Origin of the sequence: Flavobacterium sp. MMLR14_040 (assembly GCF_033657265.1) — a bacterium.
Taxonomy (GTDB): Bacteria; Bacteroidota; Bacteroidia; order Flavobacteriales; family Flavobacteriaceae; genus Flavobacterium.
The window spans coordinates 47526-73214 of the sequence record NZ_JAWVWO010000004.1 but is presented as its reverse complement, the minus strand read 5'-3'; the positions used below and the strand labels follow the sequence as shown (position 1 = coordinate 73214).

The following is a 25689-nucleotide window of genomic DNA, read 5'->3' as shown; positions in this document are numbered from 1 at the left end:
AATATTTGTGCAAATATACATTCCAGTATCTTAAACTTGACCTATTATGACTAAAAAAAGCACAATTCAAGCAGAAAAAGTAAATACGCATATTGTTGAGTGGCTAAAAAATTACGCTAACAATGCAAAAGTAAATGGTTTTGTAATCGGAATTTCCGGTGGAGTTGACTCCGCTGTAACTTCTACTCTATGTGCCCAGACGGGTTTAAAAGTTCTATGTGTTGAAATGCCAATTCATCAGGCAGAAAGTCAGGTTTCGAGAGGAAGAGAACATATTGACCAATTGAAAAAGCGTTTTCCTAACGTTTCGGATGTAAAAACTGACTTAACATCAACTTTTGAAGCTTTTAAGGCTTCTGTGCCTTCTACAGAAGATTCAACAAAAGTTAATTTATCACTGGCCAATACACGTGCACGTATCCGTATGACGTCATTATATTATTTAGCCGGAATTCACGGTTTATTGGTGGCAGGAACAGGGAACAAGGTAGAAGATTTTGGTGTTGGTTTTTATACTAAATATGGAGACGGTGGAGTCGATTTAAGTCCGATTGCCGACTTAATGAAGTCTGATGTTTATGCTCTTGGAGAATTTTTAACAATTCCAGACTCAATTTTAACAGCAGCGCCTACAGATGGTTTATTTGGTGATAACAGGACCGATGAGGACCAATTGGGTGCAAGTTACGACGAACTTGAATGGGCGATGGAAGCCTCGGAGTCAGGAAAGACGCCAGCTGACTTCACTGGGAGAGAAAAATCTGTCTTTGAAATTTATAAACGTTTAAACACCAGCAACAAGCATAAAATGGATGCCATACCTGTCTGTTTGATACCAAAAACGTTAAAATAAAACTTTTTAACATTTGTCTGCGATTAATTACAGAATTTATTTATTAATTTTACAGCTCCAAAAAACATGATAATAATTCTAAAAAGGTAAAATTATGATTAAAGTATGTCTTGCAGACAATCATCCTGTGACTCACTTTGGCGTGAAATCTTATTTCAAAGACCACGATCAAATTTCAATTGTTGCTAACGTAGGCAATTTTTCAATGGTTAGAGATATTCTTCAGACGAAGGAGATCGATATTCTAATTCTGGATTTAGAATTAGAAGGTCTTTCGAGCATCTTCGAGGTGAAATCTATCCTAAAAAATTTCCCAAAAACAAAAATTGTAATTTTCAGTGATCTCGCTGAACAAATGTATGCTCCAAACGCGATTAAAGCGGGAGTTTCCGGGTACGTGCACAAAACAGAAAAACTTGAAACTTTAGGTCTTTCTATTATTAAAGTACACGAAGGAAAAATTATTATCAACGAAACTGTACGTAAAAACATGGCTCTTATTGCTAAACAAAGCAAAAGCGAACGCTTGTACAGAAAACTTTCGAATCGTGAAATTGAGGTTTTGCGTTACTTAAGCGATGGTAAAAAGAATAATGAAATCTCTAAAATTTTAAACCTGAACGAAAAAACGATCAGTACTTACAAATTGAGATTATTAACTAAATTAAACGTGACTAATTTAGTTGACTTAGTAAATAAAGCTAAGACATTAGAAATTATTTAATGGTGTAAAATTACTCTTGCTGATATCTTCCAAATATCAGTTGAATAATCCAAAAACCGTAACAAAAGCTCTGTACTAGTAAAATAGTATAGAGCTTTTTATATTTTTAGTGATAAGGAACTACAACCCTGCCCAATTTTCTTGAAAAATTATTCAGCAATTTAGAATAATCAACTACCATAGATAAAAGTTCTGAATTATCTTCCTGCGGATCAGATAATAAAGATTGTTTTAATTCCTGTATTATTTTTGAAACCAAATACCAGCGCATGGAAAAAATGGTGTCAGAAACATTTTGTTCTATTGTTACGTTTTTATGTTTCGGAAAAATATTTTGTCCTTCCCAATTGTGAATAGCCACTTTTTCATCTTCCATTAATATATTGGTCACTTCCTGAGCAAATTCCGGTGGCAAATGCATTAAATATTTATCTAAACTAAAACTTTCGTTTTGGTTGTAGAAATCAATCAAACCATTAAAAATACTTTGGAATAAAGAATTGGAGAGCTCCACCTCATCTTCCTGAAGGCTTAAATATACTTTTTCGTAAACCTTATATTTTCTTTTTTCGCTTACTTCTTTAATAACGCCTTCTTCATCGGCTTTTAGGTAAACATCTTCAAAATCTTCGAGAACACTTCCGTAAAGCAATAATATTTCGATTATTTTGCGTTCAAAACCATATAGAATATCTACTTTTTCTGCCTGCTGCGCCGGATATCCCATATCTCCCGGATAATCCTCTGGCGGCCCCGTTCTGGGATCATCGGGATCTCCTCCTGAATATCCTGTATTTTTTTGATTTTCGTTTCTGTAAACCTGAAAAGGTTTTTGATCCTGCTTTTGCTTTTTATTCGCTTCTGCAACATCTTTTTGAATCAACTGTGCCAGCGTACTTACTAAAACCTGCTCCGAAATATCCATAATTCGGGCACATTCCTGAAGATATACTTCTCGCTGAATACGGTCTGGTATTTTAGAAATACTCGTTACCATATCCCGAATCAAATCTGCTTTTTTTATTGGGTCGTTTTTGGCTTCGTTCATTAAAATCGAAGCTTTAAACTGTATAAAATCTTTACTGTTTGATTCTAAATACGCTACTAAATCATCATGAGAATTTTTTCTGGCAAAACTATCCGGATCTTCCCCATCAGGAAAAGCACAAACTCTTACGTTCATTCCCTCTTCCAAAATTAAATCGATTCCTCGAATAGACGCGCGCAAACCTGCAGCATCTCCATCAAAAAGCACAGTAATGTTTTTCGTTAAACGATTAACCAAACGAATTTGATCTGGTGTTAAAGCCGTTCCTGAAGAAGCTACAACATTCTCGATTCCAGCCTGATGAAACTGAATTACATCGGTATAACCTTCAACCAAATAACAATTGTTTAGTTTTGCGATCGATTGTTTGGCCTGAAAAATTCCGTAAAGCACTTTACTTTTATGGTAAATGTCACTTTCGGGAGAGTTTAAATATTTGGCTGCTTTTTTATCATTGGTTAAAATACGTCCTCCAAATCCTAAAACCCGTCCGGACATACTTTCGATAGGAAACATTACACGACCTTTAAAACGGTCAAAAGGACGATCTTCTCTGGCAATTGTCAAACCGGTACTTTCCAGAAATTCAAGTTTGTATCCTTTACCCAACGCTTCTTTGGTCAATGCATCCCAGGTTTCCGGTGAATATCCTAAACTAAATTTTTTGATGGTTTCGTTGGTAAAACCTCTTTCTTTAAAATAGGAAAGTCCAATTGCTTTTCCTTCTTCTGAATGTAAAAGTGTATTGTAAAAATATTCTTTTGCAAATTCCGAAACCAAGTACATACTTTCGCGAACATCCGTAATGGCTTTTTCGGCATCTGTCTGTTCAGTTTCTTCAATTTCAATATTGTATTTTCTGGCTAAATACCGAATGGCTTCCGGATAGGTAAATTGTGAGTGTTCCATTAAAAATTTAACAGAATTCCCACCTTTTCCCGTACTAAAATCTTTCCAGATTCCTTTTGCTGGCGACACCATAAACGACGGAGAGCGCTCATCTGAGAACGGACTCAGACCTTTAAAATTACTTCCGGCGCGTTTTAAATTTACGAAATCACCAATAACCTCCTCTACGCGAGCAGTTTCAAAAACAGTATCAATTGTATTTTGTGAGATCAAAACGTAAAATATTTTTAAAATTTAGAGCCTGTAAAAGTACATAAATCAATCTTGAAATGGGATCATTTTTTCATAAAAAAAGCACCTCTTTCGAAGTGCTTTTCTACTAACTAAACTTAACTCAATTTTTAATTTAAATCGAAACGTAATCCTAATGAAATATTTTTTTCGTCAACCACATTATCCTGAAACAAAGGGTTTAAATCATATTTTGCATACAAACTCAACGATTTGTAACCAATGTAAGAACTTAATCCATAAATAAAATTATTTACATTATAATCCCCTTTTATGGTTGTTTTATATTTTAAATCTTCTTCTTCAAATTTTAAAATTTGTTTCGATTTTACATTAATTCCTGCATAACCTCCAATTCCGAAACGGAAACTTTTATGTGTTTTAAAATATGTTTTTCCGTTACTTACTGTTGGCTTTGTAAAATCAAATTCTAAATGTACAGGCAATACTAAATACACATTTCTAAATCGGGATTCATTGAGATTTGTCGCATTGACCTCCAAATTTGTTTGATCTTGATTTACTATAAAACTGCGATTGTCTGTTGGACGAATATTATTATACATTAATGACAATCCGTATTTTGCATGCAATAAATTATTGTTTTTCATTAATCTTGAATTATAAGTAAAACCCCATTCATAAAAATGTGAACCTATAAAACTGTAATTCGAATCCTGAAGTTTGCCATCGACCATCATATTATTTAACCCCATTGCAAATACAAATTGCGAAGTGGTTCTTTTTTCACCATGAATAGAATCTTTTGCTTTTTTTCTGTCTTCCCAGTTTCGGTCATTCCAATGAATAACCAGCATATGTTTTTTTGTTGAATCCTGCTCTTTGATTTTTCCATCTACTTTTTGCTGTACCAGATCATTAAGTTCATTTTGAGCCAAAGTAACTTTCTCTTCGATTATTACGGCTCGGGCTTCGGCCAGCTCTTTCTTGCGTTTATCAGCTTGTTCCTGAGTTATTTTTCCTTCTGATAATTGCACATTTACAGCTTCAACTTCTTCTTTTAAAGTTGCTTTTTCTTCTTTTGTAATCTTTTCTATTTTGTCGGCAATTTGCTTTGCTCTTGATTCAAAAGTTTCCTGCCCCAGCACTTTGCTGACAAATAAGAAAACTAAAATTACGAGGTAAACGGTAAAATTTTTCATGATTGATTTTTTAATTTGATTGTTGATTGATGATGATTAATTGTGAATTGTAGATACTTTTATTCCATCTCCGTCGGATTAAAACCCGACGCTACAATATGGATCGTTCCTCCGAAACTAAAATCTATATTCTATTTTCTTTACTCTTTATTCTTTACTCTTTACTCTATTTTCTTTACTCTTCCTGATTTCTATTCGCCAATGCCACTTTTACGGTTTGATAATTTTTATTGACTTTTGTAATCACTTTTTCTCTAAACGAAGTTTCTAATTCGCCATCGACCTGATTGAGCAAATCACTGGCGTTGATTTTTATTTTCGATTTTGGCCTAACCGAATGTTCTGCCACAACAGTTTTTTCGGCTGCGTTTAGCAATTGATCGACATTTTCATTTTTAGAAGTTTCGACAACTGATGTTTGATTATTGATTGTTTGTTTTTCCTGATTGTTTTTGATGATGATTGAAGACTCCGCTATTTGATTTTTTTCATTTTTTATAAGTTGTTTTGATTTTTGTACAGAAACATCTGGATTACTATTTGCTTCTTTTGTATTTACTCTTTTAATTGTTGCTTTTTCTGAGGCTACAATTTCTATCTTACCAGAATCTATCCTGTTTACAGTAGGTTTTATTACCGAATCTTTCTTTGTAACCTCTTCTACAGCAACATTATTCTTTGGAGTTTCAACAACATTTTTCTTCTGATTGAAAAAGAAAGTTCCAACTACTAAAAAACCAACAATACTTGCTGCGATATACAACCATTTATAGTTCTTTTTAGGCTGCTTTTCTTCTGCAATACTCAACATGGCATCTAATCGATCCCAGGCTTTGTTGCTTGGTTCAATTGTACGTTGGTTTAGTTTTTCACGGAAATCCTTTTCAAAATTATTCGGTTCCATTATCTTGTTTTTTTAATGTATTAATTTGTATCTGCAGCATTTTTCTGGCGTGCGATAATTGCGATTTTGATGTTCCTTCACTTATACCTAACATCTTGGCAATTTCATTGTGTTTGTAACCTTCAATTGCATATAAGTTGAAAACCATTTTATAACCGTCCGGCAAAGCATCAATTAAAAACTGAATTTGTTCTATCGAAAACTGACTGTCAATTGCATTGAAACTTTCTTCGACATAAATTTCGTCTTCGGTAAATTTTACCTTTTTCTGAACTCTTAAATACGAAATACATTCGTTCACCATAATTCGGCGAATCCAGCCTTCAAAACTTCCTTTGTTTTCGAATTTATTCAGGTTGGTAAAAATTTTCATGAAAGCGGTAATCATTACATCTTCTGCCAGTTGAATGTCTTTTATATATTGCCGACAAACACTTAACATTTTTGGAGAAAACCGACCGTAAATTTGCTGTTGTGCTTGTCGATTATTCTCGACAGCCAACTTTATAATTTCAGCTTCTTCCTGATGTAAATGAATAATTTTCATTAATAAGCGTTCCGGTTTTGTTTTACTAACAGACTTCTATTAGCATAGACGAGTTTGGTTTGGAAATGGTTGCATGGGAAATAAAAAAATCAAAAAATAAATTCCAAATTCCAAAATAAAAAACAAAAGCAACTGATTTACAACATAGTAAAACAATTTTATAATTTTCTAATTGGCAAATTATCTAATTACTTCTTTCTCTCAATAACGTAATTTACCATTAAAATAAGGGCATCTTTAAACTCAGAATCGGGGTAATTCTGTAATAGTGAAAGTGCTTCCTGTTGGAATTCGATCATTTTATTTTCGGCGTAAGCCAAACCATTATTATTTTTTACAAAAGCAATAACTTCTTTTACGCGTTTTTTGTCTTTGTTGTGGTTTTTGATGGAGTTTATCAGCCACTTTTTTTCTTGCGGAGTACAAGTATTTAAAACATGAATTAAAGGCAAAGTCATTTTTTGCTCTTTAATATCGATTCCGGTTGGTTTACCTATGGCTTCTTCGCTGTAATCGAATAAATCGTCTTTGATTTGAAACGCCATTCCGATAAGTTCACCAAATTTGCGCATGTTCTCGACCTGAATATCATCTTCAATTACCGATTTTGCACCAAGAGCGCAACAAGCCGCAATAAGTGTAGCGGTTTTTTTTCGGATAATTTCGTAATAAACCTCTTCGGTAATATCGAGTCTTCTGGCTTTTTCTATCTGAAGCAATTCTCCTTCGCTCATTTCGCGAACAGCTACAGAAATAATTCGAAGTAAATCGAAATCACCATTGTCTATCGAAAGCAATAATCCTTTCGACAATAAATAATCACCAACCAAAACAGCAATTTTATTTTTCCAAAGTGCATTAATAGAGAAAAATCCGCGGCGGCGATTACTATCATCAACCACATCATCGTGTACTAAAGTTGCAGTATGAATCAACTCAATTACAGATGCTCCACGGTATGTTCTTTCGTTTACAATACCTCCTGAAACCATTTTTGATGTCAGAAAAACAAACATCGGACGCATTTGTTTTCCTTTTCGATTTACAATATAGTACGTAATTCTATTCAGCAGCGCAACCTTTGAGGTCATCGATTCATGGAACTTTTTTTCGAAAAGTTCCATTTCATTAAAAATGGGCTGTTTTATTTGAGAAGTAATGTTCATTTCGACTCCAAATATACTATTTTAAATAAAAAAACGTTGACTATTTTATGTTAGTATATGAACAATTTATGTACTAATTAAAAAATTAACCAAAAAAACATCTAATTCCAATTCCCAATTTGAATTCATTAATTAAAAGTAAAACCTAAACTATTTATTATGAAAACAAAATTTTTATTAATTGGAACTTGTATCACTTTATCATTTTTTATTAGCTGTAATTCTGATGAAAGTGGAAACGACGGAACGAATGCTAAAATTTCAAATGATGAAATTGTTACCAATTCTAAAATTGATGCCTCAATAGAGGATGTAACCAATATTGCCGAAGATCAATTTGATGCTCAGCAAAACAGTACTAATAAACCTGGCGGAATAATCAAAAACTTTTTACCGGACTGCGCTACAATCACTATGGTTTTAACCAATAATACATGGACAAGAACAGTTGATTTTGGTGTTGAAGGCTGTACGCTGGACAATGGAAATGCTGTAAAAGGTAAAATGGTTGTTTCGTTCTCTAATGACTTTTCTGCAGCGACACAAACCATCAGTTATACTTTTGAAGGTTTTTATCACAATGGCAAAAAAATTGAGGGAAGCAAGAGCATTGTTCGAACTAAAAAAGCTACCGATTTGCTTGCAGAAGCGCATCCGGTTTTAACAGCAACAATTGACATGACTGTCACTTTTGATGATGGAGGCGTTTATATGCGAAAAGGAACTTTGATAAAAGAAACTATTTCCGGTTATGATACCTGGTTTAATTGGGACGATAATAAATCTGTTGTAACAGGAAGCGGAACCACAACTTTCCCGAATGGCGATACTTATTCGGCAGAAATTACAACTCCGCTGGAATTTAATGCCGCGTGCAAAAAACCATTTGCTGTAAAAGGTGTTTTATCGTTAACTAAAAACGGAGCCAATGCGGTTATTGATTATGGAAATGGAGATTGCAATACTTTGGTAACTGTTACAAAAGATGGCGTAACCGAAGAAATAGATTTGAAAAAATAAAGCCTTTTTTGCCCAAAAAAAAGCATTAAAAACAAGATTGGTCTTGTCTTTAATGCTTTTTTATTTATTATAAAGTAAGTCCCTATTGGACATTTTTATTTTGTAGTCGTTATTCTTTTGCTACCAATATGTAATCCAAACGGAATATTTATTGTAGATTAATGTTGGGATCGTTTAATTCTTTTGCAAAATATATCTCGGAGAGATTATATACTGGTAGAAATAATATTCCACCTATGTTATTTTGTTCCGTAAGGACTACACATATAAATATTTACAATTCATTCCCTTCTTTATTGGCCAATTGCCCACACGCTGCATCAATATCTTTTCCGCGGCTGCGACGCACTTTTACTACTACTCCAATATTTTCTAAGGCTTTTATATAAGCCATAATAGATTCTTCTGAAGCTTGTTGAAACTCTCCGTCATCAATTGGATTGTATTCGATTAAATTAACCTTACATGGCACATATTTGCAGAATTTAACCAAAGCATCAATTGAAGCTTTATCGTCGTTAATTCCTTTCCAAACCACGTATTCGTATGAAATTTTGCTTTTGGTTTTTCTGTACCAATATTCAAGTGCTTCTCGTAAATCTTTTAAAGGAAAATTTTTGCTGAAAGGCATAATCTTCGCACGGATTTCATCAATTGCCGAATGCAGGGAAACTGCCAATTTAAATTTCACATCATCATCGGCCATTTTTTTAATCATTTTCGGAATTCCTGATGTCGAAAGCATAATACGCTTTGGCGACATTCCTAAACCTTCCGGCGACGTGATCATATCGATTGCTTTAATGACATTATTATAGTTCATTAAAGGTTCTCCCATTCCCATAAAAACAATATTCGAAAGGGGATGATTGTGATACAAACGGCTTTCTTTATCAATTGCCATAATCTGATCGTATATTTCTCCAGGTTCCAGATTTCGCATACGCTTTAATCTTGCCGTTGCGCAAAAATTACAATCTAAACTACAACCAACCTGACTTGAAACACAAGCTGTTGTTCTGGTATCTGTGGGAATCAAAACCGATTCTACCACTAAACCATCATGCAGACGAACGGCATTTTTTACAGTTCCGTCACTGCTGCGCTGCATAGTATCGACTTTAATATGGTTGATTACAAAATTATCTTCAAGCATAGAACGTGTTGTTTTGGCAACATTCGTCATATCCTCAAAACTGTGTGCTCCTTTGCTCCACAACCATTCATAGACTTGATTTCCACGAAAAGCTTTGTCATTATTTGCGACAAAAAAATCTCGTAATTGATCTTTTGATAAGGCTCTTATGTCTTTTTTCTCCAATTGCATGGTGCAAAGTTACTGTTTTTTTCTTAAAAAATTCTGACGATATCCTTCCGCTTATTACCTGCAAATACTTGTTTTTGTTTTGGGAACTATACCATTTTCAATTTTACAAATTATAGTTATTTAATAAAATCCTAACTATGATTTTTATCATTCTCTGTGCTATGTATTCACCATAAATTTGGTCTAAGAAATAAGGGGAGTTTTAATCTTTTAAAAATTCAACTGAAGTTTTCCTTATTCCAAAAACAAACTAATACCATATCAAATGAAAGTAATTAAATCAATTTTATTGACAGTGATTTTTACAGCAATGTCATTACAGGTAAATGCGCAAAGAAATTATACTATAGCAAGATCAACTTTTGAGGTTGCCGGAACTTCAAACGTACACGATTGGTCAATGAAATCTTCAGATGGAAATGGAATCGCCAATTTAACAGTTATAGATTCTAAACTAGCTGATATAAACAATTTAACTATTACATTATTAGCAGAGAGTTTAAAAAGCACTAAGACAAGCATGGATGATGTGGCTTACGAAACTCTGGACACAAAAACATACAAAAACATTAAATATGTTTTAAAATCTGCTACTAAAGTAAACGAAACAACCTGGAATTTAACCGGAATATATACAGTTTCAGGAATCAGTAAAGAATTTAAAACCGTTGTAAACGTAACATCTATAAATGGCAGTTTTATTTTGAAGGGATCTAATCAGGTTACTTTTGCAGATTTTGGAATGTCTGCCCCAACAGCAGCATTGGGCGTGGTTAGAGCAGGAAAAGATTTAACTTTAATTTTCAATCTTACTTTTAGCGAACTAAGCATGAAAGGATCTTTAACACAAAATTGATTGCTATAATTTAAAATAACAAAAACTCAAAAAGAGCTATTTGACAAAAATCAAATAGCTCTTTTTTTTATGCATTGATTTTAACAAAAATGAAAACGTTGTAGTTATTAAATACAAATTTAATAAAATTTTAACAATGATTATTATCATAAAAATCCAGGAATAACGGGGATAAATTTGAAAAAGATAATAAAACACGTGGTTAAATTGAATTCAAAAAAATGTCTCACTACAATAAATAATAGTAAAAATGAAATCAAACAAAATTAAATTATTCGCCTTTATCATTTCTTTTTTAGGGATGACAACATTTGCAGTTGCACAAAAAAATTATGTATTAGACAGCAAACCTGCGTTTTCAGTTTCAGGCACTTCAACTTTACATGACTGGGAGATGAAATCAAATTCAGGAACAGGAACGGGAAACTTTACAATAGCCAATTCAAAACTTACTGATATCGAATCTTTATCCATAAATCTTTTAGCAGAAAGCGTTAAAAGCGAGAAAAAAAGCATGGATAAAGTTGCTTATAAAACATTGAAAACCGATACGCAAAAAAACATAAAATATGTACTTAAATCTGCTCAAAAAGTAAACGAAACAACTTGGGAACTAACCGGAACATATACCATTGCAGGAGTAAACAAAATCTTGAAAACTACTGTAAAAACAATCCTAACAAAAGATGTATTAAACATGCAGGGATCTAACAAAATTACTTTTACCGAATTTGGAATGAAATCTCCAACCGCAATGTTAGGAACTATCACAACCGGTGAAGATTTGACTATAAAATTCAACTTAAACTTTAATTTATAAACGCCATGAAAAAAATTTATGTATTCATTATTGCATTAGTCAGTACGTTTACCGTCAATGCGCAAGTTAGTTTTGGACATATTCAGAATCAAATTCCACGAAATCAAAAAGGGTTTAATCAATTTGATGTTAAAAAAGATACTGTTGCATTTAAGGGTTTAAGTGTAGACATGGGAGCTGCATTTGCGCTTCAGTTTCAGGCTTTGAATTCCTTTAATGATCAAAAAGGTTTGGCTACAGCGCCTGGTTACAGATTGAATAATCTGGAAAATAATTTTAATTTACCCAATGCCAATTTCACTATTGGAGCTCAGCTATATGATGGTGTTCGTGTGAATTTAGATGTTTATCTGGCTTCAAGACATCACAATGAAACCTGGGTAAAAGGAGGTTATTTGCAAATTGACAAACTGGACTTCATTAAAAAAGATTTCCTTGCTGATTTTATGCAATATACAACGATCAAAATTGGTCAAATGGAGAATAACTATGGTGATGCACATTTTAGAAGATCTGATAACGGAAATGCCTTTATGAATCCGTTTGTTGGAAATAACATTATGGATGCGTTCATCACAGAAATGGGAGCAGAAATTTATTATAACAGATCTGGTTTTGTAAGCATGATTGGAGTTACCAATTCTAAACTAAATCAAAATGTTGCAGAAATAGTACCAGCAACTCCAACGACTCTAAAACCAGACTCTAATACCACTATAAGTCCATCTATACTTGCAAAACTAGGCTGGGATAAACAGATTAACGAAGATTTGAGAATTAGATTAACAGGATCTTATTACCATACGGCAAACTCTAGTGGAAATCTATACGCTTCAGACAGAGCAGGAAGCCGCTTTTATGGCGTAATGAGCCATGCTGATTACAGTATTATTGATCCCGCTACCGGAAATGTTGTTACAGCTGTAGCAAACAATTTTGATCCGACTGCAAATAAAGACACAGGAAGATTTAATCCCGGATACGGAAACTGGGCAACATCATACATGGTAAACCCATTTATAAAATATAAAGGCCTTGAATTTTTTGGAACTTTAGAATTTACTTCAGGAGGAGATTTTAAAGGCACTGACGACACTCGTAAAATAAACCAGTATGTTGGAGATTTAGTTTACCGTTTTGGCGAAGGAGAAAGATTTTATGTAGGTGGAAAATATAATTTAGTTGATGGAAAATTGGCCAACGCAAATACCCAAAGTATTCAAATAAATAGATTTGAAGCTGCTGCGGGTTGGTTTATGACTAAAAATGTTTTGGCAAAACTAGAATATGTTGATCAAAATTATAAAAATTTCTCTCAATTTAACGGAGCAACTCCTAACGATCTTTTTGGTGGCAGCTTTAAAGGATTAATGTTCGAGGCGGTAATTTTATTCTAATGAAATGAAACGCTTGTTTTTAAATTTAATTTTGGGGTTAGTATTTTTTTCATTCTTAGGAAGTACTAAACCCACTTTTTTAGGTGATCCTCTTTTAATGATTAATAAAATCAAAATAGAAATTACGGGAGCCTCTACCGTTGGCAAATACAATTGTTCAAATACATTTTCTAAAACAGATACAGTTTATTTGAATTCTAAAAAAAATAATTTCACTACCGAAATCAAAATGACAGATTTTGATTGTGGCAACAAAATAATGACTAAAGATTTACAGGGAACTGTAAAAGCAAAAAAATTTCCAAACAGCACTGTTTTTCTTTCCGACATTAAACCTTGCGGAAAAAACTACAAATGCAATCTCACTTTTTTAATCACTAATAAAACACTCAAATACAAAGATTTTATTTTATACAATGCAGAAGATAAAATTCATGGATTATTAAATTTAAACTTTTCTGATATTGAACTGGAGCCGCCGGTAAAAATGGCCGGTTTAATTAAAGTTAAAGATGAAATTGTAATTAATTTTAGTTTATACAAAGCACCATAAGATCACTTGATTATTAATTCAACATATACTCTATATTTATTTACATACTTAGTTAAACCGATTTCAAAATAATTTAAATCTAAGTTTCAGGAATGAAAATTTTGGCACGGGAATTGTCTTGCTCCTAAGAGAAAAATAATCTTACGAAGAGCGCTTAATTTTAAAATTTGTATTTTTATTTTTTCAGCTTTATAACCTTTATATTTTATCACCTTTTAAAAATGAATTAATCATGAAAAAACAAATTTTAAGCTTAGCTGTTATCGCCTTATTGGCATTCGCCGTACAATCTTGCGGAGACAAGGAATTAAAACCTAAGGAAGACAATCTTACTCTTGGAAACAAAGTTGATTCTTTAACAACAGATATTGAAGAAGTAAAAGATACTGCTGTAGTTAAAGTTGAAAACGCTGCTACCGAAGCAAAACAAGCTACTAATAAAACCGTTGAAGAAGTAAAAGATGCCGCTAAAAAAACAGCAGCAGACGTAAAAGAAGCTTCTCAAAAAGCCGCGGATAAAGCAGAAGCTGCTGCGAAAGCTGCAAAAGACGGAACAGTAAAAACCGCTAAAGACGTTAATGAAGCATTGAAAAAATAATTCCCTTTGAAATCAAAATTGAAACCATCCGCTCGCGGGTGGTTTTTTTATGCAAAAAAGTAAGCCGATATTTTTTGTATTTTTGTCTTCAATAAGAACTACAATAAGATGCATTTTATATCACAAGAACTAGAAGATTATATCGAGCAGCATTCTGAAAACGAACCAGAATTGCTGGCGAAACTAAATAAAGAAACCTACCAGAAAATACTTTTGCCAAGAATGCTAAGCGGACATTTTCAGGGTCGCGTTTTAAGCATGTTGTCTAAATTGATTCGTCCGGTAAATATCCTCGAAATAGGAACATACACCGGTTATGCAGCTTTGTGTTTGTGCGAAGGAATGCAGGAAAACGGACAACTGCATACGATTGATATTAAAGAAGAATTAGTCGATTTTCAGCGTAAATATTTTGATGCTTCACCGTGGGGAAAGCAAATCTTTCAGCATTTAGGTGAAGCTATAGACATTATCCCAACGCTTGACGTAAAATTTGATTTGGTTTTTATTGATGCCGATAAAGAAAATTACCTAAATTATTGGGAAATGATTGTTCCAAAAATGAATAAAGGCGGCATTATTTTATCTGATAATGTTTTGTGGAGCGGAAAAATCCTGGAACCTGTTCACCCAAATGATGTAAGTACAAAAGTGCTTTTAGAATACAATTTACTTTTAAAAAACGATCCGAGAGTAGAGACGGTTTTATTGCCTATTCGCGATGGGTTGACGGTGAGTAGAGTGCTTTAGAAAAGTTGCTAAGTTTCTGAGATACTAAGATCCTGAGTTTTTTAGAATACCATGTTATTAAACATAGCCAACGGTTTCAACCGTTGGAACGCATAGATTTCACATTGTACCCCACGGTTGAAACCGTGGGCTATAGTTGAAACCTTATAGAATTTAGAAAAAATAGCTCCTAAAAATTATCCCGGAAAATATTGCGGTTTTAGTCGTCTATAAACCAAATAAAGCAACGATCCAAAAACTGCTCCGAAGAAATAACCGGTAAGAATATCTCCTGGATAATGCAATCCTAAATAAATTCGGCTGTAAGCGAAGATTAAAGGCCATAAAAACAATAATCCGAAATACTTGAAGTGGCGCTTTAAAATCCAGAACAAAAAGGTCGCAACCGCCATAGTGTTCGCCGCATGTCCTGAGAAAAAACTATATGAATTACGAATCTGAACGGCACGAATAACACCTTTAAGATCAGGATTGTTACACGGACGCAAACGCGCAAAAGTATGTTTAAAAAGATTTGTGGTCTGATCTGTAAAAGCGATCAAAACTGCAATAAAAAGCAATATATATAAAGTTTGCTTTACTCCTATTTTTTTGTAGATCAGAAAGAAAAGAAATAAAAAGAATGGTGTCCAATACAATTGATTGGTAATAATAAGCCAAAAGCCGTCAAATTTTTCAGAACCTAAACTATTAAGATATACCAATAAATTGATATCAAATTCTTTTATTTTTTCAAGCATTATTTTTGGCGTTTTACAGGTCCTGAGATTGTTTCTATGTCTTCTTTTACTTTGTCGATTTCTGTAGCAGTATCACCCAATAAATTAGTAGACACACTTGTCGTATCGCCTAATAAATTAGTTTTTGCCTCGTTAATCTGCGCATTGATATTGCCGGTGATATTCGTCAAAGTTTGAGAATCAAAACCATTAGCTTCTGCTCCTTTATGAATCTCACTTTTAATATCGTTGGTTGCGTTTTTTAACTGCGCCATTGCTTTACCCATAGTACGGGCAATTTCCGGCACTTTATCAGAACCAAAAAGCATTAGAACTATAAATAGTATGAAAACTAATTCTCCTCCTCCTATACCAAACATAATTTTTATTTTAGTGTGTCACAAAGATATTAAATTTTGTAGCTCGCGAACTTTAAAATTTCCTTAAAAAAAAAGACTCTATTTTAGTTACCATCTAGACATAGATAAAAAAACACGAATTTACTTCGTCCGTTCGCTATCGCTCGGGTCACTAATTGACACTAATTCGTTCGTGAAATTAATTTTACAAATTAAGTCAAACTTTGAATTTGTGCAAATCCTTGCAATTCGTGTTTAAAATTTCTTATAAAAAAAAAGACCCTTTTCAGAGTCTTTTAATTGTATGCTTAATCAAATTTTGATTTTTCTTCTACTTTTGGCCATGAGTTGTTGGTTACATCAATATCGGCAGTCATCAATTTTGGATCTATCTGAATGCTTTTTATTGCTTTTTCTGTAGCGTAAACTTTTTTGGCAGTATCATTGCTTTTTCTCCAGATTTGAGCCGGATACTGGAAGTTTTGTTTAGAACCATCTTCGTAAGTAATCTCCACCAAAATTGGCATTATCATTCCGCCTGGTTTGTTAAACTCAACTTCGTAGAAATATTTAGGTGATTTTAAACTTGCTTTTTCTTCTGCTGTAAAAGTTTGGTCAACATAATCAGATAATAATTTTACATCATCCACTTTCAACGCTTTTTTCTTCGAAGCATTTACCTCAGCGTTATCACTCGCTACTAAGTAAACGAAAGGTCCTTTTTCAAAACCAAAACGTCCTTTTCTAACTTTTACATCTTTAAGATCAGCAGTTGGAGTATCAGAAACGTAATATTGTTTCACCTCTTTAATTCCGATATCTACAAAATCAGTAGAATAAAACCATCCTCTAAAAAACCAGTCTAAATCTACAGCAGAAGCATCTTCCATAGTTCTAAAGAAATCCTCCGGAGTTGGGTGCTTGAATTTCCATCTGTTTGCGTATGTTTTAAAAGCATAATCAAACAATTCTTTCCCCATTACTACTTCTCTTAAAATATTAAGACCTGTAGCCGGTTTTCCGTATGCGTTATTTCCAAATTGGTGAATAGTTTCAGAGTTAGACATGATTGGCTCTAAAAACTTTTGGTCTCCACTCATGTAAGGAACAATATTTTTCGCAGGTCCGCGTCTTGAAGGGAAATTTGGATCTAATTCCTGTTCAGCCAAATATTCTAAAAATGAATTCAAACCTTCATCCATCCAAGTCCATTGACGCTCATCTGAATTTACAATCATTGGGAAGAAAGTGTGTCCAACTTCGTGAATTACAACACCAATCATTCCGTTTTTAACTTCTTTGCTGGTTACTCCATTTTCGTCAGGACGACCAAAATTCCAGCAAATCATTGGATATTCCATACCCTGATCTTCTGCAGAAACTGAAACTGCTTTTGGATAAGGATAATCAAAAGTATGAGAGGAATAGCTTTTTAAAGTGTGCGCTACTGTCATTGTAGAAGTTTCTCCCCAAAGCGGATTCGCTTCTTTAGGATAAACAGACTCTGCCATAACTACTTTACCGCCTAGTTGCACAGCCATTGCATCGTAAATAAACTTTCTTGACGAAGCAATACCAAAATCACGTACATTTTTAGCACTAAATTTCCAGGTTTTTTTCTTTTCTGAGAAACCTTTTTCAGCTGCTTCAGCCTCGGCCTGTGTTACAATTACAACTGGTTTGTCAAATGATTTTTGAGCTTGTTCGTAACGTTTTACCTGTTCTGCAGTAAAAACTTCTGCTCTGTTTGTCAATTCTCCTGTGGCATCAATAACGTGATCAGCAGGAACTGTAATGTTTACGTCAAAATTCCCGAAAGGAAGAGCAAACTCTCCGCTTCCCCAAAACTGCATGTTTTGCCATCCTTCAACGTCATTATAAACGGCCATTCTTGGATAAAACTGTGCAATTACATACAATTTGTTTCCATCTTTTTCGAACAATTCATAACCGGAACGTCCGCCTTCTTTTCTATAATTATTGATGTTGTACCACCATTTTATGGCTAATGAAATTTTTTCACCCGGTTTTAAAGGAGCTGCCAGATTAATACGCATCATCGTTTCGTTGATCGTATATGACATTGGATTTCCCTTAGCATCTTTTACCTGTTCGATGTTAAAACCACGCTCTAAATCTTTTTTCAAATATTTGCTTGAAAAACCATCAAGTGGCAAAACCTGATTGATTTTTTCGCTTTCAGCCAAAGTTGACTGCGTATTGGCTTTTGCCTGATTTTGATCTAACTGAATCCATAGATATTCTAAACTATCCGGAGAATTATTAGAATAGGTAATAACTTCAGAACCCGTTATTTTTGATTTTTTATCGTCTAATTCGATATCAATTTTATAATCTGCCTGTTGTTGGTAGTATGCAGGACCCGGCGCTCCGGAAGCCGTACGAAACATATTAGGCGTTGCTAATAAATCATACATCTGGCTGAATTTATTCGTATCGTATTTTCCTTGTTGTTTTGGAGCAACGACCGAAGTTGATTTTTCCTGAGCCATTAATAAAGCAGGAAAAATTAATAATAATGAAAGTTTTTTCATAAAAATGTAATAGGTAGTTTTGTCAGCGTGTGAAAATAATAATTATAATGGTAATTTTGCTTATCCATTAATACTTTAACACTTCTTTCCTTGAAGATTCTGTAAAGAGAACACTCTTTTTGGTACCAAAAGCTGAAATATGTGTAATATTCTGCTGCTCAGCATTCCAATCAACTAAAATTGTATTCGAAATCTCAATTGTTTTAAACTTGTCAATATCTTTTATTCTTGAATAACAAACTAGAACATCGCCAGCCTCGACTTCTTTAGACAAAAAAGTAATGGGTTTTGATTGTCCGTTTATTTTTATGGTGAAATTTTCTGAAAGGTATTTTTTCAAAAGATCTAAATCTTCCTGTGTTTCTTTCTCTGTTCCAACAAATGTTTTTTTATGGTATTTTTTTTCCATACCATTATTCAAATCATCAATAAAAATACGCGATGTAATTTGAATCATTTTTTTTTCAGCCACATAATTGACCTGATAAACGCCCATGTAAAACTTATGAAACGCAAAAGATGATAACGATATAAACAATATTCCAATTAAAAAATAAACTAACTTTTTTTTCATTTCTGTTTCATCTCCACTTTTTTGAACTCTTTATTTTTATTAATCATAAAGTCCATTAATTCAAATTTTTCTTCTGGTTTTAAATGTTTCTTAGATTCTGCATCATTAGAACAATACATTAAAAACAAGTCAATTTCATCCTCTTTTAACCCCAGTGTTTTGGTAAAAAAGTCGGGAGTAAAATTACCTTTCGAATATTCAACAAAAGCAATATCACTAATTACTTCTTCCTGTACATCTTCATCTTTACGAAACAGCTTTTTTACGTCTTTAAATATCCTAACAAAATCAGTTCCGTATTTAATAGTCTGATCAGAGTACATTGCCTTATTTTCTGGACTTGATAATTTATCATCTTCAAACTGCATATCAACAATTCCTTGCGATCCGCCCTGCAAAGATTTAACTTTTAATTCTTTATGAACCAAAACTTCTTTCAGCTCTATATTTACCAAATCCAGCGGCACTGTAAAAAGTACTTCTGCACAATCTTTCTCTGTTAATACCACTTTTTTAGATTGAAATGCAATTCCGGTAAAGAGCAAAGTGTCTTTTGGTCTTGCCATAATATCAAACAATCCGTTTAAACCAATAAAAGTTCTAACATTGGCATTTACATTCATTACATACCCACTTTCTATGGTAAGTGACTTATTAACAACTTGTCCGTGTAATGGTTTCCTTGAGTTTTGTCCAAGCGCAATTTGACAAAATAAGCACACAACGAGTATTCTTAGGCTATTTTTCATTTTCGAGAATTTTTAGATATTTTCTGGCTAATTCAGTTATTAAAAACATACTCATTGTTTTGTTTTTACTATTCAAAGATACGGCAAATTCAGAATCTTCTATGCAATATAATTGAAATCCTTTGATATCTTCTACCGAAATTTTCAATCTTTCTGTATAATATTTTTCATCAAAAAGGTATTCTACTTTCCTGAAAAGTGCTTCTTTTTTCTCGACTTCCACTTCTTTTTTCAACATCGAAGTTCGCCCTGAAATCGCATTTAACAAAGCATCACCCGGAGTTGATGTTGCTGTAGACACTTTTCTTTCTGCAGCCGTATATTTTTTTTGCCCTGCCGGAATAATACCCAGATTTTCAGCGTTGATGTTTGCATTTTCATTTACGACAACTTCTTTCAATTCAATTTCCTTAGCGGTCATTTTTATCTGAAGCAGATTAGATTTCAAATCTTCAATTGTAATTCTTCGTTTAAAAGGTTCCAAATTAACTGATGAAAAAACCAAAACGTCGCCTTCTTTAGCAACAATCAAAAACATTCCGCTTGCATCAGAAACCGCCGTAACCTGCGTTTCATTATTGATAATATTAACTCCTTCAACAGAAGTGGATTGTTCGAATATTTGGCCAAGAATTTCTTTGGCACCAGTAGTTTGTCCAAACGAAATTTGAGTTATCCAGAGAAAAAACAGGAGTAAGGTTTTATTTGTTTTCAACAGCAAGTATTTCTTTATATTTTACAGCTAATTCTCCTAAAAGAAATTCTGTCGAAGTTTTATTTTTAGAATTCAAAATGGTCGTAAACTTATCGTTTTCGACAGCATAATATTCAAATCCTTTTACATATTCATTTGGAATTTTTAGTCGGTTTACAAAATGATCCAGACTAAACATATTCTCTAAAAGTTTCATGAAAAACTCTTTTTTCTCTACCGCCACTTCCTTTTTCAGCATTGCCGTACGTCCTGATAAAAAATTCAATAACGGATCTGCAGAAATTGAACCTCCGGCAAGCGAACTTGTACTTGCAGTTGCATTCAACGCGGTAGCAGTATGTAATTTTCTTTCCGCTTCGGTATATGTTTTTTGTCCCGCAGGAATAATTCCTAATGCTACAGCATTTATATTATCGTATCTTCTTATTATAACCTCTTGCAATTGATGCACCACAAGATTTAGTTTTACAACAAAATTAAGGTTAGAAAAATTTTCAGGAGTTAATAAAATTCTATTTTCTTTAAATTGAATTGATGAAAACACAAGCGTATCTCCCGCTTTTGCCAAAATAGAAAAAGCTCCGTCTGCTTGTGTAGTTGTCATTACTTCAGTTCTGGCATTAACAACATAAACTCCTTCCAAATCATTTGTATTAGAAACAATTTTTCCGCTTAAAATAATGCGCTCATCATTTTGAGTCCACGCAGTCTGGCTCAAAACAATACACAAAACACATAAAACTTTGTTGATCAAAATGAAAAAATTAAAATTATTCTTAAAAGTGTAAAAATATCTTAATGTGTTCCAAATTTAGTATTAACACCTTGGTAAAAATATGTTAATTAAACTGTGAATTTTAAGCCGAAAAAAGGAGTTTTTAATATCTTTAACCACACAATCTGAGATTAAATTTTATGAAAAATATTATCATTGCCAGCACTTCTACTTTGCACGAAGGCAGTTATTTAGAGTATTTATTGCCTACTTTGCAAATTCATTTTAAAAACTGCAAAAGCATTTTATTTATTCCATATGCGCGCCCGGGCGGAATTTCGCATGATGAATATACAGCAAAAGCTGCTCAGGCATTTTCAAAAATTAACATAGCCGTAAAAGGAATTCATGAATTTGAAAATCCTGAAGATGCGATAAAAAAAGCAGAAGGAATATTTACCGGAGGCGGAAATACTTTTTTACTGGTAACAAAATTATACTACCATAATGTGATGCAGATTCTCTCTGAAACTGTAAAAAACAGAACTCCCTATTTAGGAACAAGCGCAGGAAGTAATATTTGCGGATTATCAATGCAAACTACAAACGACATGCCGATTGTTTATCCGCCAAGTTTCCAGACTTTAGGATTAATTCCTTTTAATTTAAACCCGCATTACCTGGATGCCGATTTACAATCGAAACATATGGGCGAAACGCGCGAAACGAGAATTAAAGAATTTCATGCTTTTAACTCTATTCCCGTTTTAGGTTTAAGAGAAGGAAGCTGGCTTGAAGTAAAAGGAGATAAAATTACTTTGAAAGGAAATTTAAAAGCAAGACTTTTTAAACAAAACGAAAGTCCAGAAGAATTAGAAACAGAAAGCGATTTAAGCAACTTAAAATAATTTTTAAACCATATAAGTTATATAAGTTCATTTAAAAAGTTTCTAAACTTATAATTTCTTATATAACTTATATGGTTTAAAAAAAGCACTAAAAGCAAAAATCCCCAAACAAATGTTTGAGGATTTTGAAGAGCGAAAGACGAGGCTCGAACTCGCGACAACCAGCTTGGAAGGCTGGAGCTCTACCAACTGAGCTACTTTCGCATTAACAGGGTGCAAATATAAACAATTAAATCATTTTAAAAAATAAAAATCAAAAATTATTCAATTTTGATAAAAAAACCGAAATAATGAAATTTCGGTTTTTTAGAGCGAAAGACGAGGCTCGAACTCGCGACAACCAGCTTGGAAGGCTGGAGCTCTACCAACTGAGCTACTTTCGCATTACTGGTGCAAATATAAAAAATAAGTTCAGTTCAAAACAAGCTTTTTTGCAAAAAAATTAATTAAAAAACAACGATTTCTTATAACCTATTTAAAATTAAAAAGTTATACTTTTATTTATTTTTACAAATTATGAATATTATCAAAGAAATACCGTCAAAAGAGACCTATATTGTTCGTCAACCCGTTCTCAGAAAGGGAAAACCAATAGAAAGCTGCATCTTTGAAGACGATGATTTAAATACTACACATCATTTTGGATTATTTGAACAGGAACAATTAACAGGAATTATTTCGTTATTCTCCCAAACCAATACTATATTTGCCGACGAAAATCAGGCTCAGATTCGAGGAATGGCTATTCTGGAAAATCATCAAAAAAAAGGATTTGGTGAAGCTCTGGTAAAACATTGCGAAGATTATTGCAAGACGCAAAATGTTGATTTAATTTGGTTTAATGCCCGAACAGCAGCTGTTGGGTTTTACAAAAAAATGAATTATCAAATAATTGGCGAGCCTTTTGATATAAAAGATGTAGGCGAACACTATTTAATGTTTAAAAAATTATAAAATGAATAAACTCTACTTTCTGATTGTAATATGTTTTTTTATTAGCTGCAAAAAAGAGGAACCAAAAGTTATCCGTGTAAAAAAAACTCCTCCACCGGCAATCATACTTACTGAAGAAAGAAAAGTACCTGTCGATACTGCATTAATAAATGTTTTTAAAAGTGAAACACTGAAACAATTTTATATTGCTTCAGAAAATAAAAGCGTGTGGGGAAACCTTAAAAAAAGAACTTACGTTTTATCCCAATTAAAAAAAGCAGAAGAATTAGGTTTAAATCCGGAAGATTATAAGGCCGCAACACTCGAAAAATATGAGAAAAGAATCAGTTCCTTAAACGATAAGGAATTGGCTACTTATGACATATTACTGACTTATAATTTTGAATTATACTTAACTCATTTGTATAAAGGAAAACTAGATCCTAAAAAACTATATACTGATTGGGATTTGGAAGAAAAAACATTTGATCCGAATAGCACTCTTATTAAAGCTTTCAATAAAAACAAATTAGACAGCATTGTAGAAAATATTCAACCAAAACACCAAACCTATAAAGAGCTTTTAAAAGCACTTGAAATCATCAATACTTATCCGGAAGAAGAAATTACAGATACTATAAAATCTGCGGATAAAATAACACTGAACGACACAAACAATGCTTTAATAGCGATTAAAAAGAAACTTTTATTTTGGGAAGATCTGGCCGGAAAAGACAGTCTGACCAATAAATACGACAAAAAAACATTTGAAGCCGTAAAAAGATTTCAGGAAAGACACGGTTTAGCCGCTGACGGCGTTATAGGAGCAGGAACTTTGAGCGCTTTAAACTTTACTAAAGAAGGAAGAAAACAACAAATAATTGCTAATCTTGAAAGATGGAGATGGTATAATAATGATTTTGCAGAAAATTATTTCATTATCAATATTCCAAATTACAGTTTGAATGTTATTGAAAACCAAGACACCACTTTCGTTCGAAATGTTGTTGTGGGAACAAGTAAAAGAAAAACACCTATTATTACATCAAAGCTAAAAACGGTCGTTTTTAACCCGACATGGACAGTTCCTCCCACTATACTGAAAGAAGATATTATTCCTGAGATGAAAAAGAACAGGAATTATTTAGCCAAAAAAAGAATCACCATATTTGATTCTGCAAATCGAGAAGTAGACCCGAAAAACTGGAACGAAAACAAACCCAACAGTTACCGTTATGTACAAAGTCCGGGTTATAACAACTCTTTGGGATTAATGAAAATTTTATTTCCAAATCATCATAGCGTTTATTTACACGATACCAATCATCGTAATTATTTTGGAAGAAACAATCGTTCTTTAAGTTCAGGATGTGTGCGTATTGAAAATCCATTAGAATTGGCAGAACATATTTTAAATGATACTATTGCCACAAACTGGCCAAAAGAAAAAATCGATTCTATTATTGAAACCAAGAAAACAATAAACATCAGAATCACCAAAAAATATGCTTTATACCAATGGTACTGGACAGCATGGAGCAAAAAAAATCAGCTCATTTTCAGAGCTGATATTTATAATCTCGATTCGGATTTGTACAGTAAACTAAGAAATTAGTTTTTCTTCCATCGCAAAACTTCTTGAAGGATGGTAGATATACAAACACGATTTATCTTTTATTGTTTGGATGATTTCATTTGTTAATTCAAATGGAATCGCCGGACAACCCTGGCTTCTGCCTAATCTTTTGTTGTTTCTGATAAAAGATTCAGAAACATAATCGGCACCGTGCATAACAACCGCTCTTTCGCGGGCATTATCATTTACACCTCTTTCTAATCCGTCTAATTTTAATGAGGCACCGTGTTTTCCCTGATAAATTTCGCCAGTTGAATAAAACCCTAAACTGCTTTTAAAAGACGAGTTTGCGTTTGAAAATGCCGATGCAAATTCTTCTCCTGTATTTCTTCCGTGGGCAACCAAAGAATGAAATAAGATTTTATTTGAATCTAAATCAATTACCCAAAGGCGTTTGATGTTTGACGACAAACTAAAATCAATCAGCGTTAAAATATCTTTTTTGATAATTCCTTTTTCTTTCAATAAGTAAAAGCCTTTTAATGCTTCAGAAAAAGTTTTAAGTTCCGGTAACTCAAAATGATTAGAATTTAATGTATTATAAACATTTTCAATTTTAGCATCTACCGACAGTTTTTCAACTTTTGCAATACTTCTGGCAGTTACTTCTTTTAATTCTGGAGTGTTTTTTGTGTCTTTTCCAAAAGACAATAGCAAAAACACCAACAAGGGATAAATTTTGTAAATCATTGAAATTCTTTAGGTTAATAATAAATTTGGGTTCAGCAAAAGTATAAAAAAAATATAGGGCACAAAATAAATCTCTGTAAATCAGGCATGTTTTGTTTAAATTTTAACAGATAGAAAAGAAAATTTTAGCATATCGACGGAAAAAACCTATTTTTACTTAATATTTTAAGTTTTAATACGTAGCCATAAACTTACATATCTTTAAAAGATATAATTATTGAATATTAAAGTGTAACATTTAACACAAACCGCTGTCTATTTACAGGCAAT

26 protein-coding genes and 2 tRNA genes are annotated in these 25689 nt (G+C 33.0%); 12 read left to right on the top strand and 16 right to left on the bottom strand.

What is annotated here, in order from left to right:
- Positions 1-46: 46 nt before the first annotated feature.
- Positions 47-853, top strand: a complete 807-nt coding sequence (gene nadE / locus SD960_RS07600) for an NAD(+) synthase (RefSeq protein WP_318802010.1) — start codon at positions 47-49, stop codon at positions 851-853.
- A gap of 94 nt (positions 854-947) precedes the next feature.
- Positions 948-1577, top strand: coding sequence for a response regulator transcription factor (locus SD960_RS07595; protein WP_026730588.1), 630 nt, complete (start codon positions 948-950; stop codon positions 1575-1577).
- Positions 1578-1683: 106 nt separating this feature from the next.
- Here SD960_RS07595 and dnaG read toward each other — a convergent pair whose 3' ends face one another.
- The 5 genes from dnaG to SD960_RS07570 form a co-directional block, all read right to left on the bottom strand.
- Entirely contained in the window at positions 1684-3747 is a 2064-nt protein-coding gene (gene dnaG, locus SD960_RS07590; protein WP_318801978.1) for a DNA primase, read from the bottom strand.
- Between the two features lie 128 nt (positions 3748-3875).
- Positions 3876-4928 (bottom strand): hypothetical protein, encoded by a 1053-nt coding sequence (locus SD960_RS07585; protein WP_318801977.1) that lies wholly within the window; start codon positions 4926-4928, stop codon positions 3876-3878.
- Between the two features lie 175 nt (positions 4929-5103).
- Positions 5104-5832 carry a hypothetical protein gene (locus tag SD960_RS07580; protein WP_318801975.1) on the bottom strand — a complete coding sequence of 243 codons (729 nt, stop codon included), beginning with the start codon at positions 5830-5832 and terminating at the stop codon, positions 5104-5106.
- A complete protein-coding gene (locus SD960_RS07575; protein ID WP_318801973.1) occupies positions 5819-6379 on the bottom strand; it encodes an RNA polymerase sigma factor in 561 nt (186 codons plus the stop codon). The genes SD960_RS07580 and SD960_RS07575 overlap by 14 nt, the downstream gene beginning before the upstream one ends.
- 188 nt (positions 6380-6567) lie before the next feature.
- Entirely contained in the window at positions 6568-7545 is a 978-nt protein-coding gene (locus SD960_RS07570) for a polyprenyl synthetase family protein (RefSeq protein ID WP_318801971.1), read from the bottom strand.
- A gap of 159 nt (positions 7546-7704) precedes the next feature.
- Here SD960_RS07570 and SD960_RS07565 point away from each other — a divergent pair, with 159 nt between their 5' ends.
- Positions 7705-8565 (top strand): hypothetical protein, encoded by an 861-nt coding sequence (locus SD960_RS07565; protein ID WP_318801969.1) that lies wholly within the window; start codon positions 7705-7707, stop codon positions 8563-8565.
- 274 nt (positions 8566-8839) lie between these two features.
- Here SD960_RS07565 and rlmN read toward each other — a convergent pair whose 3' ends face one another.
- On the bottom strand, positions 8840-9892 hold the full coding sequence (gene rlmN / locus SD960_RS07560) for a 23S rRNA (adenine(2503)-C(2))-methyltransferase RlmN (RefSeq protein WP_318801967.1): 1053 nt from the start codon (positions 9890-9892) through the stop codon (positions 8840-8842).
- 265 nt (positions 9893-10157) lie between these two features.
- Here rlmN and SD960_RS07555 point away from each other — a divergent pair, with 265 nt between their 5' ends.
- From SD960_RS07555 to SD960_RS07530, 6 genes are all read left to right on the top strand, one after another.
- Positions 10158-10748, top strand: a complete 591-nt coding sequence (locus SD960_RS07555) for a YceI family protein (RefSeq protein ID WP_318801965.1) — start codon at positions 10158-10160, stop codon at positions 10746-10748.
- A 250-nt stretch (positions 10749-10998) separates the two neighbouring features.
- A complete protein-coding gene (locus SD960_RS07550) occupies positions 10999-11568 on the top strand; it encodes a YceI family protein (RefSeq protein ID WP_318801963.1) in 570 nt (189 codons plus the stop codon).
- A gap of 5 nt (positions 11569-11573) precedes the next feature.
- Positions 11574-12965 carry a hypothetical protein gene (locus SD960_RS07545; RefSeq protein WP_318801961.1) on the top strand — a complete coding sequence of 464 codons (1392 nt, stop codon included), beginning with the start codon at positions 11574-11576 and terminating at the stop codon, positions 12963-12965.
- 31 nt (positions 12966-12996) lie between these two features.
- Positions 12997-13518: a hypothetical protein gene (locus SD960_RS07540; RefSeq protein ID WP_318801959.1), complete on the top strand. Its 522-nt coding sequence runs from the start codon at positions 12997-12999 to the stop codon at positions 13516-13518.
- A 232-nt stretch (positions 13519-13750) separates the two neighbouring features.
- Positions 13751-14116 carry a hypothetical protein gene (locus tag SD960_RS07535; RefSeq protein WP_318801957.1) on the top strand — a complete coding sequence of 122 codons (366 nt, stop codon included), beginning with the start codon at positions 13751-13753 and terminating at the stop codon, positions 14114-14116.
- A 108-nt stretch (positions 14117-14224) separates the two neighbouring features.
- Positions 14225-14866, top strand: a complete 642-nt coding sequence (locus SD960_RS07530; protein ID WP_042564047.1) for an O-methyltransferase — start codon at positions 14225-14227, stop codon at positions 14864-14866.
- Between the two features lie 176 nt (positions 14867-15042).
- Here SD960_RS07530 and SD960_RS07525 read toward each other — a convergent pair whose 3' ends face one another.
- From SD960_RS07525 to SD960_RS07495, 7 genes are all read right to left on the bottom strand, one after another.
- Positions 15043-15606 carry a phosphatase PAP2 family protein gene (locus tag SD960_RS07525; RefSeq protein WP_318801952.1) on the bottom strand — a complete coding sequence of 188 codons (564 nt, stop codon included), beginning with the start codon at positions 15604-15606 and terminating at the stop codon, positions 15043-15045.
- A complete protein-coding gene (locus SD960_RS07520) occupies positions 15606-15965 on the bottom strand; it encodes a twin-arginine translocase TatA/TatE family subunit (protein ID WP_073397041.1) in 360 nt (119 codons plus the stop codon). The genes SD960_RS07525 and SD960_RS07520 overlap by 1 nt, the downstream gene beginning before the upstream one ends.
- 287 nt (positions 15966-16252) lie before the next feature.
- Positions 16253-18499, bottom strand: coding sequence for a M1 family metallopeptidase (locus tag SD960_RS07515; RefSeq protein WP_318801949.1), 2247 nt, complete (start codon positions 18497-18499; stop codon positions 16253-16255).
- A 67-nt stretch (positions 18500-18566) separates the two neighbouring features.
- Positions 18567-19073 (bottom strand): DUF6702 family protein, encoded by a 507-nt coding sequence (locus tag SD960_RS07510; RefSeq protein WP_318801947.1) that lies wholly within the window; start codon positions 19071-19073, stop codon positions 18567-18569.
- The gene (locus SD960_RS07505) at positions 19070-19822 is read right to left on the bottom strand and encodes a hypothetical protein (RefSeq protein ID WP_318801945.1); all 753 of its coding nucleotides are present in this window, start codon (positions 19820-19822) and stop codon (positions 19070-19072) included. The genes SD960_RS07510 and SD960_RS07505 overlap by 4 nt, the downstream gene beginning before the upstream one ends.
- Complete coding sequence (locus SD960_RS07500; protein WP_318801943.1) at positions 19812-20537, bottom strand: carboxypeptidase-like regulatory domain-containing protein; 726 nt, start codon at positions 20535-20537, stop codon at positions 19812-19814. Before SD960_RS07500 ends, SD960_RS07505 begins: the two co-directional genes overlap by 11 nt.
- A complete protein-coding gene (locus tag SD960_RS07495; protein ID WP_318801941.1) occupies positions 20524-21291 on the bottom strand; it encodes a carboxypeptidase-like regulatory domain-containing protein in 768 nt (255 codons plus the stop codon). Before SD960_RS07495 ends, SD960_RS07500 begins: the two co-directional genes overlap by 14 nt.
- 161 nt (positions 21292-21452) lie before the next feature.
- Here SD960_RS07495 and pepE point away from each other — a divergent pair, with 161 nt between their 5' ends.
- Complete coding sequence (gene pepE, locus SD960_RS07490; protein WP_318801940.1) at positions 21453-22160, top strand: dipeptidase PepE; 708 nt, start codon at positions 21453-21455, stop codon at positions 22158-22160.
- A gap of 131 nt (positions 22161-22291) precedes the next feature.
- Here the strand turns inward: pepE and SD960_RS07485 are convergent.
- Positions 22292-22364 (bottom strand) — tRNA-Gly (locus SD960_RS07485).
- A gap of 106 nt (positions 22365-22470) precedes the next feature.
- A tRNA-Gly gene (locus tag SD960_RS07480) sits at positions 22471-22543 on the bottom strand.
- 133 nt (positions 22544-22676) lie between these two features.
- Between SD960_RS07480 and SD960_RS07475 the strand changes: the two genes are divergently transcribed.
- Together SD960_RS07475 and SD960_RS07470 are read left to right on the top strand one after the other, a co-directional pair.
- Positions 22677-23114 carry a GNAT family N-acetyltransferase gene (locus SD960_RS07475; RefSeq protein ID WP_318801938.1) on the top strand — a complete coding sequence of 146 codons (438 nt, stop codon included), beginning with the start codon at positions 22677-22679 and terminating at the stop codon, positions 23112-23114.
- A 1-nt stretch (position 23115) separates the two neighbouring features.
- A complete protein-coding gene (locus SD960_RS07470) occupies positions 23116-24708 on the top strand; it encodes a L,D-transpeptidase family protein (RefSeq protein ID WP_318801936.1) in 1593 nt (530 codons plus the stop codon).
- On the opposite strand, the gene SD960_RS07465 is transcribed toward SD960_RS07470, so the two are convergent.
- Positions 24697-25419, bottom strand: a complete 723-nt coding sequence (locus SD960_RS07465; protein WP_318801935.1) for a murein L,D-transpeptidase catalytic domain family protein — start codon at positions 25417-25419, stop codon at positions 24697-24699. The genes SD960_RS07470 and SD960_RS07465 overlap by 12 nt on opposite strands.
- Positions 25420-25689: the final 270 nt, after the last annotated feature.